This is a genomic window from Vibrio sp. TRT 2004 (assembly GCF_050113735.1).
GTDB lineage: Bacteria > Pseudomonadota > Gammaproteobacteria > Enterobacterales > Vibrionaceae > Vibrio.
In genome coordinates this window covers 1-18,642 of sequence record NZ_JBNJOH010000050.1, presented here as the reverse complement: position 1 = coordinate 18,642, position 18,642 = coordinate 1, and the positions used below count along the sequence as shown (strand labels likewise).

The following is an 18,642-nucleotide window of genomic DNA, read 5'->3' as shown; positions in this document are numbered from 1 at the left end:
ATGAAGTTGAAATGTAAATTCACTCTTTGTGTCTATTTTTATTAATCAATATGAAACAATAGCTTAACTTGTTTGTCATGCTAACTATCTACGATCTGCGCCAAAGAGATAAAAACTACTCAAGCAAGGAGTCAGCAATGTGGGATCGTGACAGTCAGGATTCTCAATTCAGCCAAATGATCGACGCGTGTTTATCACGTCGTCGTTTTTTAGCTGGTACCGCAGCCGTTAGTGCAAGTGCATTTCTTTCACTAAACCCAATTACTAAAGCTTTTGCCGCTAACAACGACAGTTCACTGCTCAACTTTGAAGCGGTTCCTGCTTCGACGGCCGATGCGTTTATTGTACCTAAAGGGTACAAAGCAACGCCGCTGCTGTCGTGGGGAGACCCTATTTTCCCAGATGCCCCTGAGTTTGACCCGAGTGGTAAGCAAGGTTCTAAGGCTCAATTGCGTCAGTTTGGTGATAACACGGATGGGATGAGCCTATTTCCTATTAGCGAAGACCGAGCGGTTATCGCGGTAAATAATGAATACACCAATTACGATCTACTGTTTGATCACGGTGGTAAAGCCATGACTGCCGACGATGTGTTAAAAGCTCAGGCTGCACACGGTGTTACGGTATTTGAAATCATTCGAAAAGGCGGTGAGTGGAAGCTGGATAAAAATGGCATGCGAAACCGCAGAATTACAGCCAACACTGAAATGAAACTCACCGGGCCTGCGGCTGGTCATGATTTAATGAAAACTGAGCTGGATCCTTCGGGAATGAAGCCGCTGGGCACGTTTAATAACTGCGCGAATGGTCAAACGCCTTGGGGAACATACCTAACTTGTGAAGAGAACTTCAATGGCTACTTTGGTACTAGAGCGAGTGCTGATCTTAGCGCTGACCATAAACGCTACGGAGTAAAAGCCGCACCAAGTAATTATCAATGGCACGATAGTGATGAGCGTTTTGATGTTGCCAAGCACCCAAATGAACCTCACCGTTTTGGTTGGGTAGTAGAAATTGACCCGAATGACCCTACATCAACCCCACTGAAGCGCACGGCTTTAGGCCGATTTAAACATGAAAATGCTGCATTATTGGTGGATGACAGCGGTCATGTTGTGGTGTACCTAGGCGATGATGAGCGTGGTGAGCACCTGTACAAATTTGTCTCTAAGAACACATACCAGCCGGGTAATGACCAAGCGAATCGCAACCTACTTGAAGAAGGCACATTGTATGTGGCGAAATTCGAGATGGATGATAAACAACTGCGCGGTAAAGGTCAGTGGATCGAGCTTACGCATGGTAAAAATGGGCTAACAAAGCAGAATGGTTTTATGGATCAGGCTGAAGTGATGATCTTTGCTCGTCGTGCGGCAACGCAAGTGGGGGCAACAACCATGGATCGTCCTGAGTGGGTCGCGGTTCACCCAGATAACAAGCATGTATTCTGCACCTTAACCAACAACAAAAACCGTGGTGTTAAAGAGGGACAGCCTGTAGGTGGTCCTAACCCGCGTAAAGAAAACCACTATGGTCAGATTGTGCGTTGGATGCCGAAGAACGGATCTCACATCAGTGACAATTTTGAATGGGATCTCTACTTGATTGCCGGTAACCCACAAGTGCATCAGGGTAGCCTGTATGCAGGCAGTGACAACATTAATGCAGATAACATGTTCAACAGCCCTGATGGTATTGGTTTTGATAGCGCGGGTCGCTTGTGGATTCAAACCGACGGCAATTACTCGAACAAAGGAAATTTTGCGGGTCAAGGTAACAACCAAATGTTGTGTGGTGATCCTATGACGGGCGAAGTGCGTCGTTTCCTTACTGGCCCAGTTGCTTGTGAGATTACCGGCCTTACTTTTTCAGCAGACTATAAAACCATGTTTGTTGGTGTTCAGCACCCAGGTGAAGACGGGGCACCTTCGCACTTCCCTGGCGGGGGTAGCACTAAACCGCGTTCAACCATCATGGCGATTACCCGAGAAGATGGTGGCGTGATAGGCGCCTAAACACTCATAAACTGGGTTTTGAAACGGGGCTTTGTGCCCCGTTTTTGTGTTGCTACAGGCGAGTTTGCGATAATTATGCGTGTGTAGGCATAAAATTTGTGATCTTCTATTCATTCACCACTAAATATAGTTGCTTCACGTGTACGGTATCACTATATTGAAAAGGTATCTCAGTAACTTAAAGGTGTAGAGAATCGAGTAAACTCCCAAAGTAAATACGAATAAACTGAACCCAAATCGACACACAGGGCTTAACGAACCCGTCGTTAAGAGTGAATCGACAAACGTAATAGAACTAAGTATTTCCGTAGGCCTTTTGCTTTATCTTTCTCAAAAAGTCACATCTTCAAGTTATCGATACTTTGTTGATAACCACGGAGGAGGTTTGGCTATGCTATCACTTGGTCTTGTCGCTTTAGGCGTATTCGTATTCTTCTGCAGTTGGATAGTTCAACATGGTGTCCCTGTGTTGGGAATGAAACTCGATGAAGACGATTTGTTGCTGATCTCCGAGATGTCTGGTGAAGATGTTCTCGAAGCATAAATGATGAAAAGTACAAAACACGTGAAAAAGGAGCCAGTGGCTCCTTTTTGCGTTTTATCTCTCCCAACTAATTCAACTGATTTTTCATGACTTGCCTAATGGTGTCAAAGCGTGCCGGAATTTGTCGGTGTCGTTTAGTCAGCAGATAGAGAGTTTCAATCACTTCACTTTTGGGCTGATAGACAGCGATTTGGTCTTTGAGCGGGAAAGCCTCTAGAGCGCTTTTAGGCAAGATAGTAAACCCATGCCCATGCGCGACAGGCAATAAAATCTGACTCAGCTGATTGATGTATCCCGTCGTTGGGATGTGATTGATATTGATCGCGGCAAGCTGACTTTCCCCGCAGCGTGAAAAATAGAGCGACAAGTAGTGTTCGGCATCAGGGTGTCTGATCAGTCCGAGCTCTTTAAGCGCTTTTTCATCGAGTTTTTTAGCCATCTTTTCTTTAGGTAGCATCAGGCATAGCGGCTCAGAACCAAACTTGTGTGAATCAATACGTGGATCAGTCGGCTCGTTTGCCACAATCCCCATGTCGACCTCACCCTTGATGACGTCAGCAAGGATTTTGTGGTGAGGAGCCGCTTCCAGCAGGGGAATAAGCTCAGGGTGTTTACATTGTAAATTGAGCAGATGAGGGTAGAGTAGTAACGCCAGTGAACCCGAACAAGAGACAGACACCATACCACTGTACGGATCGTCTTGGCTGAGTGAGCTCAACATCTTTTTTTGTTCAGATTCTAGTTGGTTGGCGTAGTCATAGACTGTCCTTCCCGCTTCTGTGATGACAAATGTTTTGTTGTGTCTTTCAATTAACGCGTGTCCGCAGACGTGTTCTAGTTTTTTGATATGCTGACTGACACCGGGTTGCGTCATAAACAGCTTTTCTGCGGTTTTGGTGAAGTGTCCAGTATCAACCAAAGTGACAAATGTCTTTAGCCAAGAAGGGTTTAGCATTAATACGGCCCATAACAAAAAATTATCTAACCTAGTGTAGGTGATAACACATTGTTTTGGTAGGGGAAGGCGAGCCTAGGCTCGCTGTACGATTTACGCTGCGTTGAGCTCTATCGCTAACGCTTTTCCATTGCCGCGAAATTGATCTATGGTTGAGGCAAATGATGTGGAGATATTCAGCAAGCGCGAGTCGGGATGCTCGGCCAGATATCGGCTCTTTCCCTCATCACTTTCTAACTTGTCCCAATCGCGATGAATCGAACGGGCAAAGTGTAAGGTGGTGGCCATTTTAGGTGAAATTTCTGCGTCGCGTGGTTGGTCAAAATTGGCGATGGCGTCAATCATGACATCTGGGAAGTGCCAGCTCTTGGCTAACTTAGCTCCTAATGTCGGCGCAGTGATATCAAGAATTTCTTCCTGAACTGCGATGGCATTTTCTCCGGCTTCTGCCCGAGCAGTGATGATTTTGGCCTGTTCTGGAACCAGTGCATGTATCATTAACTCACCGATATTGTGTAAGATACCTGTGGTAAAAGCTTCGTCTCCATCCATATCGGTCACGCTGGCGATCTTGCTGGCAATAATGGAAACTTCAAACGTCTCTTCCCAGTATTTACTGATATCTAAGGTTGGTAGCTTAGGAAATACCCCTGACAGCACTGAAACCACAACTAACGTCCTCACCGGTGCTGTACCAACGCGAACCAGAGCCTCGTTAACTGAGGAGATCGTTTTGTTACCGCCAAAATGTGCAGAGTTGGCTAATCTGAGTAAGCGCGCGCTCAAGACCTGATCGGTGGCAATTTTATTGGCAAGAAGTCTGAAGTCGACGTCGTCTTTGGTCACCATGTCTAGCAGTTCTTGAAGAACTTTTTGAATCCTTGGCAGCTCGTTCAAACGAGATAGTAGTGCCTCCTGACTCATAATTCTCTCCTTATTCCCGTGAGCTAAATTACTATAGTTCACAATGGAAGCCCCCTCCATCTGACGGATAAATAATTGATGTAATCGGTGAAAGTTTATTGTTATGATTTGTGACCAATAGTCGGGGAGCCTGCCCAATAGGATTAAGGCTGAGATCGCGAAGCGAGACCCGTTGAACCTGATTCAGTTAGCACTGGCGTAGGGAACTATATGTATATCGACCGTTCGGTCGTCATACTGGCATTCGATGGAGAAATCGGCTCATAGAGCTCTCTCTGCTCATCGCCATAGGTTCTTGTACGTCTTGTTGTAGGAGCCAAAATGCCACACTCTCAAGACACACCACCTATTGTACTCACTATTGCCGGCTCAGATAGCGGTGGTGGTGCTGGTATCCAAGCCGACATTAAGGCGATATCCGCGACAGGCAGTTACGCCTGTTCAGTCATTACGGCAGTCACTTCGCAAAATACACTCGGTGTTAGTGCCATTCATCCTATCCCTGTCGAACATATTGAGAGTCAACTCGACGCTGTTTTCTCCGATCTTAATGTGGTTGCTGTCAAAGTCGGAATGCTTGCGGACGCTGATATCATAGCTATGGTCGCGAGTAAAATTCGTCAGTATCAACCCAAGTATTTAGTGGTGGATCCGGTCATGGTTGCAACCAGTGGTGACCCGTTATTAGCCCAATCGGCGGTCGAAACATTGAAACAGCAGCTTCTTCCTTTAGCGGACTTGATTACCCCGAACCTGCCTGAATGTGCCGCTTTGATTGGGAGGGATGTTCCTCACAATGAAGGCCAGATGACAGAGACGATCGATGCACTCAAAGCGCTAGGCGCTAAAGCGGTATTACTCAAAGGTGGTCACTTGGAGAAAACGGATAAGAGTAGCGATCTGTTGATTGAGCAAAACAGCAGCGAATTGTTGAGCGCCAAGCGAATAGAAACCAAAAATACCCATGGCACGGGGTGTACTCTCTCATCGGCGATTGCCTCTTATTTGGCTCAGGGCCATCGCCTACATAAAGCGGTGTATCTCGGTAAACAATATATCTCTCAAGCCATCTCTCACGCAGATCAGCTCAAAGTGGGGCAAGGACATGGCCCTGTAAACCATTTCTTCTGTGGTCATGTCAATGTTCGGTAGCGGCATGAGTGATAAAGTCCCAAAGCGTGATCGGATTGGTAGAGGTGAGTTAACTTTCACCAATTTGACATTGAACTGATAATTTCTGCCAGTGAAGTAAACTACTATTCCTTCTCCTCTTGTGCTGCTGTGAATCTATATCGTGAAAAATCTGTTGAAAAATAAGCGTGATGGTCTGGTGCTGCTTGTGGCATTTTTGCTGGTTATCGCGCCGATGTCGTTAATTGTGAGTCATATTGATCTACTCAGTGAAGTGAATGACTTTACTGGGATAGTTTTCACCTTACTGACTGACTCTGCGGGTTCTTCAGGTTTTTTGTTTTCACTATCGCTTTTGGTGTTTATCACTTGGCGAATAATAGGCAACCATCCAGAATTCATTAAAAAAATGGTGCAACTAGCGATTATTCTGGTGATTGGTTTTGCGGCTAAAACGGGCTTAAAGCATATGACCGAAAGCCCACGCCCATACACCGAGTTGCTCGCGCATCAGTTGCTGATCCCCAAACCAGAACACTTCTACAAACTAGACTCCTTGCAAAAATCTCAAGTGATAGATGAGATTTCGCAACAAGTCACCGAGTGGAGAACCCGTCACTGGCAGGGCGAAAAAGACTACTCATTTCCATCAGGACACACGATTTTTGCGGCGATTTGCTTAGCGTTTTTTGGTGGTATCTTTGTTAGCAATAAACGCTACACACTTGCGGCTTTACTAGGTTGTTGGGCTGTGGCTGTTGCCTATAGTCGATTGTGGTTAGGTATGCATAGGCCTATCGATTTAGTCGGCTCTATTGTATTCGTTGCGGCGGTTTACGCTGTTGTTCCCCGATTTGACTGGGCAATCAATAAGCTGCTTTCTAGGCGGATGAGTACGACTCATTAGCCAAGTTGTAGAGAATTGAATATAAATTTTCGTTATTATTTTTATAATTAATGATAATTTCAAATAATTCTCTGCGCGCCATATACTCTCCTCATCGAAACAAACAAATGAAATGTATTTGGAGCAGATTATGAAAATGAATCACGTGGGTATCATGGTTGGCGATATGGATCAAGCGGTTGAGTTCTACACTCAAGCTCTAGGTCTTAACATTGTGATGAACAATACTAAAGTTGTTGAAGAACGCGAGACGGCGATTGGTCGCATGTGTATCGCAGTATTCGGTGAAGGCTTTAAAGGTTTTAACATTGCCCACTTAGTGACAACTGATGGCATTGGCGTAGAACTATTTGAAATGAAAGAGCGTCAGGAACGTCATGAGGTTGATTTCTCGCGCTTGGGTATCTTCCACTTCTGTCTACAAACAGATGACTTCGAAGGTGTGATGGAAAAAGTTGAGAAATTTGGTGGTAAGGTACGTATGGATGTGATGCGCTACCATCCAGAAGACGACAGCAAGCCAGCAAAAATGGTCTACCTAGAAGACCCGTTTGGTAACTTGTTCGAACTTTACTCACATACTTATGAAGAGACATACGCTTCAGATTACGAGTAATCGTCGACGAATTTAGAGAGGATTGGTGCTGCACCAATCCTTTTTTCTTGCCATAAGCTCTTGACCTTTACCTAGGGGTAAGGATTAACATCCAAAGTTCATAGATAAAGGTACGCCATGACTCATCCACTTAAATCATTAATGATTGTGATTTTCAGCATTATTGCAATGTTGATGTCGAGTTATGCCGCCAGTTCTCCGTCGATGGTTTCGATGATGTCTGCTATGGACTCCAGTACGCAGATGTCGCATCAGCAACATGCCACTGACCAGCCTGAATCTTTACAGACAAACAATACGGATTGTCACTCTTTGGTTGAGGAACTTCGAAGTTCACACTCAATCGATAAGCAACCATCAACAAATACGATAAGTTGTTCTAGCTCAGATGATGGCCCGCATCGCTGTTGTGTTTCTGCTTGTTCGACGACCTTCTATCCTATCCAGCATACTCAGTCTCTGAGTGATATTACCTATTCGCTAGCTTTGCATTATCCGCTTACCATTGGTGACAAGATCATGCGTCCACAAAGCTTCCTGCGTCCACCTTCCGCTTAGTTCTTAAATTACAACTCTTTTCTCTTGGTACTGACTGTATTTTCAGCCTGTTCAGGAGTTTCAATTGTGTCTTCAAACAATGAGTAATTATTGTGAATTTAGAACCAAGATTCGTCGCGCTGGTAGTCAGTGCGAGTTTGGCGACTTTGCCTGCGTTTGCTTTCGCTCATCAAAATGGAAATGAAGCGGGTCAAAGAGAGGTCGCAACTAAACAACTGACGTCTCTGATAGAGGCGGCGTTATCCCAAGATGGAAACCGCACCGAGTTTTCCGCCAAGGCACAAGCAATGCGTGCAAATGGCATGGCCAGTGCCACTTTGATGGATCCCAAGTTGAAAGTCGGCGTGGGTGGCTTACCCGTAGACAGCTTTCAGTTCGATAAAGATCCTATGACCAACATCTCTGTTGGTTTGATGCAGCAGTTTGAGCGCGGGTCAACGCTAGAGCTCAAGCAAAAGCAAGCAAACCAGCAAGCGGATGGTCTGACGGCGCAAATAGAAGTCAGAGAACGTGAAGTCGCCAATCAGATGACTCAGCTATGGCTAGAATTGGGCTATTTGCAACACGCACAGCGACTACTGGATGAAAATCGTCGCCTGATGGTCGAGATGGAGCAATATCTTCAGACCAATTATTCAATTGGCAAAAGTGAAGCTCAAGACTTGCTCAATGCGCAACTTCAAGTCAATAAGCTCGATGAGAAACTACAGGCCAACCGCCAGCAACAGAGTCGAATTGTGGCTCAGCTTTCGGAGTGGCTCGGGTCTCAGTGGCTCGATAGTGCCTCTTCCCTCAAGGCAAGTAATCAACTCGACTGGGCGATGTTAGATAGCAAACTCGATCAGGCTGGTCAGTCAAACCATCTGTATCCGCTGCTCAATCAGCATCCGATGATCAAGATGGCCGAACTGAATGTGTCAGTTAATCAGACTCAGGTAGAGATGGCAGAGCAGGCTTATACGCCACAGTTTGGCGTTGAAGTGATGTACGCCTATCGACAGGCCAACGGTATGAACGGACAGCCAGCTTCGGATCTTGTTAGTGCTTACCTGACGATGGATATTCCTCTGTTTACTGGCAACCGTCAGGACAACAACCTCGCCGCGGCTCAGTATCAGGTTGGGGCGGCGTTATCTCAGAAAGATACCCTGTTAGCGCAAATGAATGCACAAGCGAATGCCTTGCTCAATGACCGTTCTAACTTAAACGAACGGATCGAACGATACCAATCTAGCTTAATTCCTCAAGCTTCTTCTCGTACTGAGGCGGTGGAACGTGGCTATCAAAACAATACCGCACAGTTCAGTGATGTTATCTCTGCAACGACCGATGAGTTGGCATTGCAGCTTGAACTAGAACGGCTAATGACAGATTGGAATAGGGTGAGCAGCCAGTTAGCCGCCTTATTGGGAGGGTTTGAATATCAGATTACGCCTCCGGCTCAGCGCATTCAAAATTAAAGGAACAGAAGATGACGACATTTAAAGTAGCCAGCGTGGCTTTAGTAGTGGGTGGCGTATTGGGCTTTGCGGCCAGCATGTATTTGCCGAGTGCAAACCATGATATGAGTGTGGCGCAAGCTTCAGAATCTGTCTCTAACAGTGAGCCTCTGTACTGGGTTGCGCCGATGGATCCAAACTACAAGCGTGATAAACCGGGTAAGTCACCGATGGGGATGGATCTTATCCCTGTTTATGCAGAAGACCAAAATGGCGGAGCAAGCCAGCCTGGTACCGTTACTATCGATCCCTCGGTGGAGAACAATCTAGGCGTGAAAACCGCACAAGTAGAACTTGCAGAACTTGCGCCTCGTATTGAAACGGTTGGTTATATCGCCTTTGATGAAAGTAACCTATGGCAGACCAACGTACGCGTGTCTGGCTGGGTTGAAAAACTCTATATCAACGCGGTCGGTGAAAAAGTTGAAAAAGGCAGTGTGCTGTTTTCTCTTTACTCTCCTGAACTGATCAAAGCACAAGAAGAGTTACTCAGTGCCCATCAGACTCAACGCAAGGGCATGATTAAAGGGGCGACCGAGCGATTAGTCACCCTTGGGGTCGATAGGGCGCAAATCAGTGACATCGTGCGTCGTGGTCAGGCTCAGCAGACCATCGAAATTAAAGCGCCAGCGGATGGTGTCATTGCTAGCCTGAATATTCGTGAAGGTGGCTACCTATCTCCGGCTCAAGCAGTCATTAGTGCTGGACCGCTGAAAGAGGTTTGGGTCGATGCTGAAGTGTTTGAGAGACAGGCTCACTGGATAAAGCAGGGCAGCAGTGCGTCGATGACGCTTGATGCCATCCCTGGTGGTGAGTGGCAGGGTGAGGTCGACTATGTCTATCCGATCCTTGACCCTAATACGCGAACGCTGCGCGTGCGTCTGAAGTTCCCAAATCCTCACGGGGAATTGAAACCGAATATGTTTGCCAATGTTGCTCTTAAACCCGTAAGTAGCGAAAAAGTGCTGACCATTCCTCGCTCATCGGTAATCCGTTCTGGAGGCATGGCTCGTGTGGTGCTGGCTGAGGGTGAAGGAAAATATCGCTCTGCACGTATCGAAGTCGGTCGTGAAGCAGGCGATAAAGTCGAAGTGCTTAAAGGGCTTGAACAAGGGCAAGCGATCGTCACCTCGGCTCACTTCCTGCTTGATTCTGAATCAAGTCAAAGTGCGGATCTGTCAAGAATCAACGGTGTAGAAGCACCCGCTGAAACGGTTTGGGCGCAAGGTGAAATAACGGATGTTATGGCACAGCACCGAATGTTAACGATCAGCCATCAGCCTGTTCCTGAATGGAATTGGCCGGGCATGGTGATGAACTTTGATCTCGCGGAAGGCGTTGACATGGATGCGCTGGCGCAAGGGCAGGCGTTGGAGTTTGCAATGCAAAAGACGCCCGAGGGCAAATATCAGATCGTCGACTACAAGATTGGCGATGGCCTTGTTGCGGCTGAAGTTTGGATGAGTGGTGATATATCGATGCTGATGGCCGATTTTAATATGATCACTCTAAAGCATCTTCCTGTCGCCGAGTGGAGCTGGCAAGCGGGTGAAATGAACTTTTCTGTTGGAGATGAAGTGGACCTTTCTGGTTTTGAGGAAGGTGAGAAAGTTCGATTTCTAGTGGCTAAAGAAGGCACCGATTATCAATTGAAGCAACTGGTTCGCGCTAAGGAGGCATTATGATTGGTGCCATTATCCGTTGGTCGATCAGTAATCGTTTACTGGTATTGCTGGCGACTGCCGCACTGATCTTTGCGGGTCTTTACAGTGTAAAAAATACGCCAGTGGATGCGATTCCAGATCTCTCTGATGTGCAGGTGATCATTAAGACCAGCTATCCGGGACAGGCTCCACAAGTGGTTGAAGATCAAGTTACCTATCCCTTAACAACAGCCATGCTGGCTGTGCCGGGCGCGGAAACGGTACGCGGTTACTCATTTTTCGGTGACTCGTATGTTTACATTATTTTTAACGATGATACCGACATGTATTGGGCACGTTCGCGAGTTTTAGAGTACTTGAGTCAAGTCGCTCCTAACTTGCCTGCCAGTGCCAAGCCGACGTTAGGTCCAGATGCGACAGGGGTTGGCTGGGTCTACAGCTACGTTTTACAGGATAAAACAGGTCAGCACGATTTAGCACAACTTCGTAGTTTGCAGGACTGGTTCCTCAAATATGAGCTGCAAACCGTAGCGGGTGTATCTGAAGTCGCTACCGTTGGCGGTATGGTCAAGCAGTATCAGGTGCAAATTGACCCTGCCAAGCTGCGTGCCTATGACCTTACCCTGCAACAAGTCAATATGGCGATTCAAAATGGTAACCAAGAGACGGGCGCATCAGTGGTTGAAGTGGCCGAAGCTGAGCATATGGTTCGCACCACTGGTTATCTATCGAGCATAGAAGATATTCAGGCACTGCCACTAAAAGTGACCAAAAAAGGTACCCCGTTGCTGCTTGGTGATATTGCCGACATCAACATCGGGCCGCAAATGCGTCGTGGTATATCTGAACTGAACGGTGAAGGTGAAGCTGTTGGTGGCGTGATCGTGATGCGTTTTGGTGAGAACGCCAGTCAGGTGATTGCGAACGTCAAAGACAAGCTCAATGAGCTACAGCGAAGCTTACCGGAAGGGGTTGAGATTGTTGCGACTTATGACCGTTCAACACTGATCGATTCGGCGGTCGAAAACTTGTGGAAGAAACTGGCGGAAGAGTTCATCGTCGTGGCGATAGTTTGCGCTCTGTTTTTATTCCATATTCGTTCTTCGCTCGTCATCGCCTTGAGCTTACCGGTTGGTATCTTATCTGCATTTATCATCATGCATTGGCAAGGCATCAACGCCAACATCATGTCACTGGGGGGGATTGCGATTGCCATCGGCGCCATGGTTGATGGGGCGATCGTCATGATCGAAAACGTGCACAAACATATAGAACGCACACCGCTAACGGACAAGAATCGTTGGCAGGTGATTGGTGATGCTGCTCAGGAAGTGGGTGCGCCATTGTTCTTCTCATTGTTGATTATCACATTGAGCTTTGTGCCTGTGTTTGCACTGGAAGGTCAGGAAGGCAAGATGTTTTCGCCACTCGCCTTCACCAAAACTTACGCCATGGCTGCGGCAGCAGGTCTGGCAATCACCTTAGTGCCAGTGCTGATGGGCTATTTTATTCGAGGCAAAGTGCTGCCTGAAGATAAAAACCCAATCAATAGGGGACTCATCGCGCTCTACAAACCTATGCTTAACTTCAGCCTAAAATACCCTAAAAGTGTTTTGCTGCTGGCAATGGCATTGATGGCATCGGCTTACTATCCGACAACTAAGCTAGGCAGTGAGTTTATCCCTCCTTTGGATGAGGGAGATTTGATGTACATGCCGACCACTTACCCAGGGATCTCGATAGGTAAAGCACGTGAGCTACTGCAACAAACCAACAAGCTGATCATGACCGTTCCTGAAGTGGAAACTGCATGGGGCAAGATTGGTCGAGCGGACACTGCGACTGACCCAGCACCTCTCACCATGATTGAAACCGTGATTCAGTTGAAACCGCGCGATCAATGGCGTGAAGGGGTCACAACGGAATCGCTACGTCGGGAGTTTGATCAACTGGTTCAATTCCCTGGTTTGACTAACGCATGGGTTATGCCGATCAAAACACGTATCGACATGCTGGCGACCGGGATTAAGACTCCGATTGGTATCAAGATCTCAGGTCCACAATTGAGTGAAATTGAGAAAATTGGTGCTCAGTTAGAGCCTATCTTAAATCAGGTGACGGGGACGGCCTCTGTCTATGCTGAGCGTGTTGCTGGTGGTCGCTATGTCACCATTGATATCAAGCGCAGAGCAGCTGCCCGTTATGGCCTAAGTATCAAAGATGTACAGCAGGTGGTTTCCACAGCAGTCGGTGGCATGAATGTCGGAGAAACCATTGAAGGGTTAGAGCGCTATCCAATCAACGTTCGTTATCCTCAAGACTACCGTGATTCAGTGGTCAAATTGCAGAACCTGCCTCTGGTGACGCCGAACGGCGCTCGTATCGCACTGGCGGATGTTGCTGATATTCGTTACGAAGACGGCCCTCCGATGATCAAGACCGAAAACGCACGTCCAAATGGTTGGGTATTTGTTGATATTGATGGTCGAGATCTGGGTTCTTATGTTGCCGATGCACAACAGGCGGTGGCTGAGCAGCTTGCGCTCCCTGCGGGTTACTCGCTGGTTTGGTCGGGACAGTACGAATACATGGAACGCGCTAAAGAACGTTTGGGCGTTGTGGTTCCAATCACCATCGCCATCATCATGCTGCTGCTCTACTTCAGCTTCCGTCGTATTGGCGAAGTGCTGATCATCATGATGACTTTGCCACTTGCGATGGTCGGTGGCTTATGGCTGATGCACTACCTTGGCTACAACTTCTCGATAGCAGTAGGGGTTGGATTTATTGCCTTGGCCGGTGTCGCGGTCGAGATTGGGGTCATCATGTTGGTTTACCTCAATCAGGCATGGCATTACACCAAACTAGCCGCCTCGGATAAGCAACAGCCACTGCAAATGGAAGATCTCACTAACGCCATTCGCCAAGGTGCGGGACTCCGCGTCCGTCCTGTAATGATGACCGTACTGACCGTCATTATTGGCTTGATACCGATTATGTACGGCCAAGGAACGGGGTCAGAAGTGATGCAACGTATTGCCGCACCGATGATTGGTGGTATGGCGTCAGCACTACTGCTTACTCTGTTGGTGTTACCAGCGATTTTTAAATTGTGGAAGCAGCGAGAAGTGGCTGCTCAACCCAATAAACAATAACCCTACGACGTGATCAGCCTCTGGATGTTCTGAGGCTGAACTAAACTAGAAATTAAGGAAAGAACAATGAAAAAGACACTACTATCAATCATGTTAAGCGTTACTGCGATGGGCGCACAGGCAAATGTTGATCACGCTAATATGAATCATGGTGAGATGGGTGCTTCGAAAATGGACCACTCTATGATGATGAATATGGAAGGAATGTCGGATGTCGGCATGCCAGCAAAAGGCGCAAAACCTGACAAAGTGGTTCACGTGCTTTTAAGTGATGATATGAAAATTCGCTTTAAACAAGACGTGAAAATTGAGCCAAACGACGTGGTACAGTTTGTTGTGCTAAACACCGGCAAAATGAATCATGAGTTCACTATTGGCTCGGAACAGGAGCAACTGAAGCACCGTGAAATGATGAAAACCATGAGTGCAGGTCATATGCACGACTCAGGAAACTCAGTGACCGTTGAGCCGGGTAAAGCCAAGCAACTGCTATGGCATTTCCATGGCGATAGCAATGTAGAGCTAGCCTGTAATATCGCCGGTCACGCTGAAGCGGGCATGGTTAAAAAGATGGCGCTTTAGTTTCCATCGTTATCCTCAAAAAGGCAGCCAAGGCTGCCTTTTTTGCAAGTGATAGCTAGCCAAAGATGAAGCTATACAAGAAGCCTGCGCCAATTGCCATACCCAGAATCACAGTCAGGAAAGCGGCAATCATTTGATTTTTGAAGATAGATTTTAGCAAGATAACTTCTGTCAAACTCGCCCCAGCACTACCGATAATTAACGCCATTACTGAACCTAACGCCATCCCCTTTTGAACCAACGCTGCACTTAGAGGGATCACAGCCTCTGCACGAATATAGAGTGGAATGCCAATGATGGCAGCAACAGGGATCGCATACCATTGACCTGCGCCAGCGTAGTGCGCGATCAGCTCAGTAGGGATGAATCCATAGATCAATGAACCAATCGCGACACCTAGCATCAGGTAAGGCAGGACCTGTTTAAAATCTTTCCAAGTCGACAACCAGATTTTCATCCAACGATTTGGTTGCTTCGTTGGCATCATTGTTGCCGTTAGAGTGCCATTGCTAGCGCAGCAAGTGACTTCAACGTTGGGCAGTGAGTCTTTCCCACAAGCTGTGCTCTCTTTCACCATGACTGGTGCAGTCGCGTTGCAGCCAGAAGGGGCACATGAAGATGTTTTATTAGTGACAGGTTTGCTGTCTTCGCAGCGCGTGCCGCAGCTTGATGCCTCTTGAGATTGGTAAGCCTCAGGTTTTACATAACGCTCAAAGCCCAATTTTTCTAAGGTGTATCCGGCGACAATAGAGACCACCATTGCGACTGAAAAGTAGAACAAGGCAACTTGCCAGCCAAAGGTCACCACGAACAGGCCGATTATCACAGGATTCAGCAGTGGGCTACCAAACAGGAACACCATCATTGGACCGAACCCTGCTCGAGCTCTTAGCAAACCTTTAAGGAAGGGAATCGTTGAACATGAGCAAAATGGTGTAATTGCCCCTAAAAATGCAGCAATAAAGTAGCCTTTTCCATTACGTGAACTCAAGATTGCTTGGATCTTTTGTGGGGTTAGAAACGCCTGCAAAACACCCACAAAGTAGCTGATCACCAAAAATAAGATCACCAGTTCAGTGGCAAGAAAAGCAAACATGTTAAGTGCTTCTCTTACCATAATCATAAATTCGTTACTCATAGTACTGTCACTCTAAATATATTTCGATTTTTTTCGAATTATAGAATCGGAGAACTAAAGATCAATAAATATTTCGATAAAATTCGAAATATAATCTATCAAGATAGCTAAGTCTTTGATTAGTAGGTACAAGCAATGACACTCGGATTGTCTCTAAAGCGCGACCTTGGTTATACAAATGAGGGGCAATGAACGATCAATGATTGCTATTCATCAATAGTTCGATTATTTTGGAAATGTCTGTTTTTTTATTGGAGTCTTCCATGGATCTTGAAATGGCTGCGAAGGCGCTTAAAGAACTCGGTCATCCGGTGCGTCTATCCATCTATAAAAGTGTTGTAAAAGCTGGTTACCAAGGCATTGCCGTGGGTGCATTGCAAGAGAAATTGGCGATACCAGGGTCGACTCTGTCTCACCATATTTCAAGTTTGGCGTCAGTAGGATTAATTAGTCAACGCCGTGAAGGACGAACACTTTACTGTGTGACAGACTACAAATGTCTCGAAGATGTCATTGGATTCCTCCAAGATGAATGCTGTGCAGACGAGCAATGCGCAACTCAATTTCAAGCTCAAGGAGAGAACTTATGATTACAGCGTTGTACGCAGCGATTCTCGCATCATTGATGATTTGGCTATCGATTCAGGTCATCAAGCAACGGCGCAAAGCACAGGTAAAGTACTCTGATGGTGGTGTTGATGCGCTCACTATTGCGCGCAGTGCCCATAGCAATGCCGTCGATTATATTCCCATTACGCTGATCATGATGGCGACGCTAGAATACAATGGTGCAAGGGTATGGCTGATTCACTTATGTGGCGTGGTATTTGTAGTAGGTCGAGTGATGCATGCCAAAGGTATCTTAGCGGATAGGCTAAAAGGACGTATTGGCGGAATGAAATTGACGTTTCTGGCTATGGCAGCACTGATTGTGCTCAATATCATTCACTTACCTTTCGACAAAATGTGGTAGTGCTTTAGCCACCGGTGCAGCAAACGAAAAGCGATGGTCATCACCATCGCTTTTTTGTTGGGGAGTTATCTGAATAAAAAACGGTAGAGAGGTGTTCTCTCCAACCCTTTTACCAATAAGAATGTCAGGACTGTTGCGCCAAATAGCAACAGCATATCTTTTGCAAACCCTGTTAATGACAGCATACCCGCGATATTCATCATCACGATGATCATCGGCAGGTGCGCAACATAGAGTGGTAACACGGAGTTTGACTGAGCAGTTAGCCAGCGTCCCGCCCCAAAGTTTGGCTTCGCTAATAGCCACATAAAGCAGCCTGTTCCCCAAACGAAGGTGCCGAACAGGTAGTCATTTGCGTTAAAGGGCTGGTCGAAACGAGTGAGCTGCCAAGCCTCGACAAAATGTGACGCCATACCGGTAAATGCAAGCAGTAAAGCCTGCTTGGCTGTCATCGACAGACCGCGCTGACGTATCTCAAAGCCGATCGCAAACAACAAGGTACTAAAAAACGGCCCATTACGGGTGAAAAAGGGAGCAGGTAGTTCAGTTAATGCTTGATAACTGCCCGCTAGCACACCGTAAAAGTATAAAGCGGCACCGATAGGGATAAACAGTGCCAGCTTGTTGAACTTAGCCAGTAAAGACGCAATGGCCGCAGCACAGATTAATGCTGGAATAAACCACAGGTGAACGAGACCGCCTTCAAGCAGGGAGTTAAGAGGCGATTGTGCCAGATAGCCCCAGTACCCTTGACGCTCGGCCAGATACCCAGATTCTGCCACTGTACCTAGATTGAAAGGCATCACTAAAGTGATAACACTCCAGACAATGAATACACGCAGAAGCGGGGAGACATAACGTTGTAATGTTTCTAGCGGTGCTGCTACTAGCTTAGGTTGGATCAAGTAACCAGATATAAGGAAAAACAGTGGTACAGCAAAACGAGTAGACTGATTAAACACGTATCCTATCCAAGGGTTTTCATCGAACTGCCAATAGGTTAAAAACATCTGACAATGCATGGCGGCAATCGCCAAAATAGCGATCACTCGACCGAGCTCAATACTTTGAATTTTCTTACTTACCATAACGACAAAAAATTAACTGAAAGTAGCGAACGTATACCAGCAAACCAGGGTTAATGACGCAACCTAAATCAAGTTGTTGTACTGTAACGGCAATATTCAGCGGTGATTTGCGAGGCGGCTCAATAAGTGCAACACCGATTTTCAATTAAAAACGTACCTAACATGACTGGTTGTTAGGCGATCACCATCACCTGATATCTCAATGGTTTTCCGACGTGTCTACTTAAGCAAACTGGGAAGTACATGAGCATCGGTTAGGTTAGATAAGCTCTGAATCGACCTACTTTTTCTAATCAGCATAGTGTCTATGAAAGTGGGGGCTTACCAACTTCGCCAACTAGTTCGAATAGGCCGTCTTATTTCCATTTTTTAACCTACCGAATAAACCTGTTCTCTGTTAGAGTCACCGTCAACTACGCTATTGAATAAAGACACCCACAGATCGCATGTGATTGATGGATTTTTATTCACCCTTAGAACTCATTTTAGGAATCCCTAGTGACTAACAACGAAATTTTACGTCGTATCCAACAAAAGTAGCAAAAGGACACACGCCATAAAGGATGAAATAAGAGTGAGTTGTTGATACTTACGCCAAAGGTTCTATTCATGCGGGTTGCCGATTGTTGTTGGCATTCTTAACCTCACTGGATAACTCACCAAAGGGGCGTAAAAATGACAACTGCGAGAAAACAACAGATATGCGTTGATGCCACACCTTATTATCATTGCGTCTCTCGCTGTGTCAGGCGTAGCTTTCTGTGTGGGACTGACCCTATCACTCAACAAAATTATGAGCATCGCAGAGCGTGGGTGAAGCGAAAAATGATGGCGCTCTCGCAACTTTACTGCATTGACATCTGCGCTTACGCCATCATGAGCAACCACTACCA

16 protein-coding genes, 1 pseudogene and 1 riboswitch are annotated in these 18,642 nt (G+C 46.5%); of the genes and pseudogenes, 13 read left to right on the top strand and 4 right to left on the bottom strand.

Annotated features, from left to right (window positions below; all coding sequences use genetic code 11):
- Positions 1-137: 137 nt before the first annotated feature.
- Together ACQEXR_RS16820 and ACQEXR_RS16815 are read left to right on the top strand one after the other, a co-directional pair.
- Positions 138-2,015: a PhoX family protein gene (locus ACQEXR_RS16820; RefSeq protein ID WP_427020782.1), complete on the top strand. Its 1,878-nt coding sequence runs from the start codon at positions 138-140 to the stop codon at positions 2,013-2,015.
- 385 nt (positions 2,016-2,400) lie between these two features.
- Complete coding sequence (locus tag ACQEXR_RS16815; protein ID WP_427020787.1) at positions 2,401-2,559, top strand: hypothetical protein; 159 nt, start codon at positions 2,401-2,403, stop codon at positions 2,557-2,559.
- Between the two features lie 67 nt (positions 2,560-2,626).
- On the opposite strand, the gene ACQEXR_RS16810 is transcribed toward ACQEXR_RS16815, so the two are convergent.
- A complete protein-coding gene (locus tag ACQEXR_RS16810; RefSeq protein ID WP_427020781.1) occupies positions 2,627-3,514 on the bottom strand; it encodes a LysR family transcriptional regulator in 888 nt (295 codons plus the stop codon).
- 93 nt (positions 3,515-3,607) lie between these two features.
- Complete coding sequence (locus ACQEXR_RS16805) at positions 3,608-4,438, bottom strand: HDOD domain-containing protein (protein WP_269375277.1); 831 nt, start codon at positions 4,436-4,438, stop codon at positions 3,608-3,610.
- Positions 4,439-4,550: 112 nt separating this feature from the next.
- A riboswitch (TPP riboswitch) is annotated at positions 4,551-4,660 on the top strand.
- 99 nt (positions 4,661-4,759) lie between these two features.
- Here ACQEXR_RS16805 and thiD point away from each other — a divergent pair.
- The 8 genes from thiD to copI all read left to right on the top strand — a co-directional run bounded on the left by thiD (position 4,760) and on the right by copI (position 14,550).
- Positions 4,760-5,590 (top strand): bifunctional hydroxymethylpyrimidine kinase/phosphomethylpyrimidine kinase, encoded by an 831-nt coding sequence (thiD, locus tag ACQEXR_RS16800; protein ID WP_427020780.1) that lies wholly within the window; start codon positions 4,760-4,762, stop codon positions 5,588-5,590.
- Positions 5,591-5,732: 142 nt separating this feature from the next.
- Entirely contained in the window at positions 5,733-6,476 is a 744-nt protein-coding gene (locus ACQEXR_RS16795; protein ID WP_427020779.1) for a phosphatase PAP2 family protein, read from the top strand.
- 130 nt (positions 6,477-6,606) lie between these two features.
- Positions 6,607-7,092 carry a VOC family protein gene (locus tag ACQEXR_RS16790; protein WP_269375274.1) on the top strand — a complete coding sequence of 162 codons (486 nt, stop codon included), beginning with the start codon at positions 6,607-6,609 and terminating at the stop codon, positions 7,090-7,092.
- Positions 7,093-7,209: 117 nt separating this feature from the next.
- Positions 7,210-7,650, top strand: coding sequence for a hypothetical protein (locus ACQEXR_RS16785; protein WP_426952856.1), 441 nt, complete (start codon positions 7,210-7,212; stop codon positions 7,648-7,650).
- 92 nt (positions 7,651-7,742) lie between these two features.
- Positions 7,743-9,110: a TolC family protein gene (locus ACQEXR_RS16780; RefSeq protein WP_426952858.1), complete on the top strand. Its 1,368-nt coding sequence runs from the start codon at positions 7,743-7,745 to the stop codon at positions 9,108-9,110.
- Positions 9,111-9,121: 11 nt separating this feature from the next.
- Positions 9,122-10,834 (top strand): efflux RND transporter periplasmic adaptor subunit, encoded by a 1,713-nt coding sequence (locus ACQEXR_RS16775; RefSeq protein WP_269375272.1) that lies wholly within the window; start codon positions 9,122-9,124, stop codon positions 10,832-10,834.
- Complete coding sequence (locus ACQEXR_RS16770) at positions 10,831-13,968, top strand: efflux RND transporter permease subunit (protein WP_426952860.1); 3,138 nt, start codon at positions 10,831-10,833, stop codon at positions 13,966-13,968. Before ACQEXR_RS16775 ends, ACQEXR_RS16770 begins: the two co-directional genes overlap by 4 nt.
- A gap of 66 nt (positions 13,969-14,034) precedes the next feature.
- On the top strand, positions 14,035-14,550 hold the full coding sequence (gene copI, locus ACQEXR_RS16765) for a copper-resistant cuproprotein CopI (RefSeq protein ID WP_138973072.1): 516 nt from the start codon (positions 14,035-14,037) through the stop codon (positions 14,548-14,550).
- A gap of 55 nt (positions 14,551-14,605) precedes the next feature.
- On the opposite strand, the gene ACQEXR_RS16760 is transcribed toward copI, so the two are convergent.
- Complete coding sequence (locus tag ACQEXR_RS16760) at positions 14,606-15,688, bottom strand: permease (protein WP_426952863.1); 1,083 nt, start codon at positions 15,686-15,688, stop codon at positions 14,606-14,608.
- A 263-nt stretch (positions 15,689-15,951) separates the two neighbouring features.
- On the opposite strand from ACQEXR_RS16760, the gene ACQEXR_RS16755 reads away from it, so the two are divergent.
- Together ACQEXR_RS16755 and ACQEXR_RS16750 are read left to right on the top strand one after the other, a co-directional pair.
- Positions 15,952-16,278: an ArsR/SmtB family transcription factor gene (locus ACQEXR_RS16755; protein ID WP_269375269.1), complete on the top strand. Its 327-nt coding sequence runs from the start codon at positions 15,952-15,954 to the stop codon at positions 16,276-16,278.
- Positions 16,275-16,661 carry an MAPEG family protein gene (locus tag ACQEXR_RS16750; protein WP_426952865.1) on the top strand — a complete coding sequence of 129 codons (387 nt, stop codon included), beginning with the start codon at positions 16,275-16,277 and terminating at the stop codon, positions 16,659-16,661. Before ACQEXR_RS16755 ends, ACQEXR_RS16750 begins: the two co-directional genes overlap by 4 nt.
- 65 nt (positions 16,662-16,726) lie before the next feature.
- Here the strand turns inward: ACQEXR_RS16750 and ACQEXR_RS16745 are convergent, their stop codons facing one another.
- Entirely contained in the window at positions 16,727-17,749 is a 1,023-nt protein-coding gene (locus tag ACQEXR_RS16745) for an acyltransferase (protein ID WP_427020778.1), read from the bottom strand.
- A 675-nt stretch (positions 17,750-18,424) separates the two neighbouring features.
- Here ACQEXR_RS16745 and ACQEXR_RS16740 point away from each other — a divergent pair.
- Positions 18,425-18,642 (top strand): annotated as a pseudogene (locus ACQEXR_RS16740) (transposase); the annotation flags it as partial.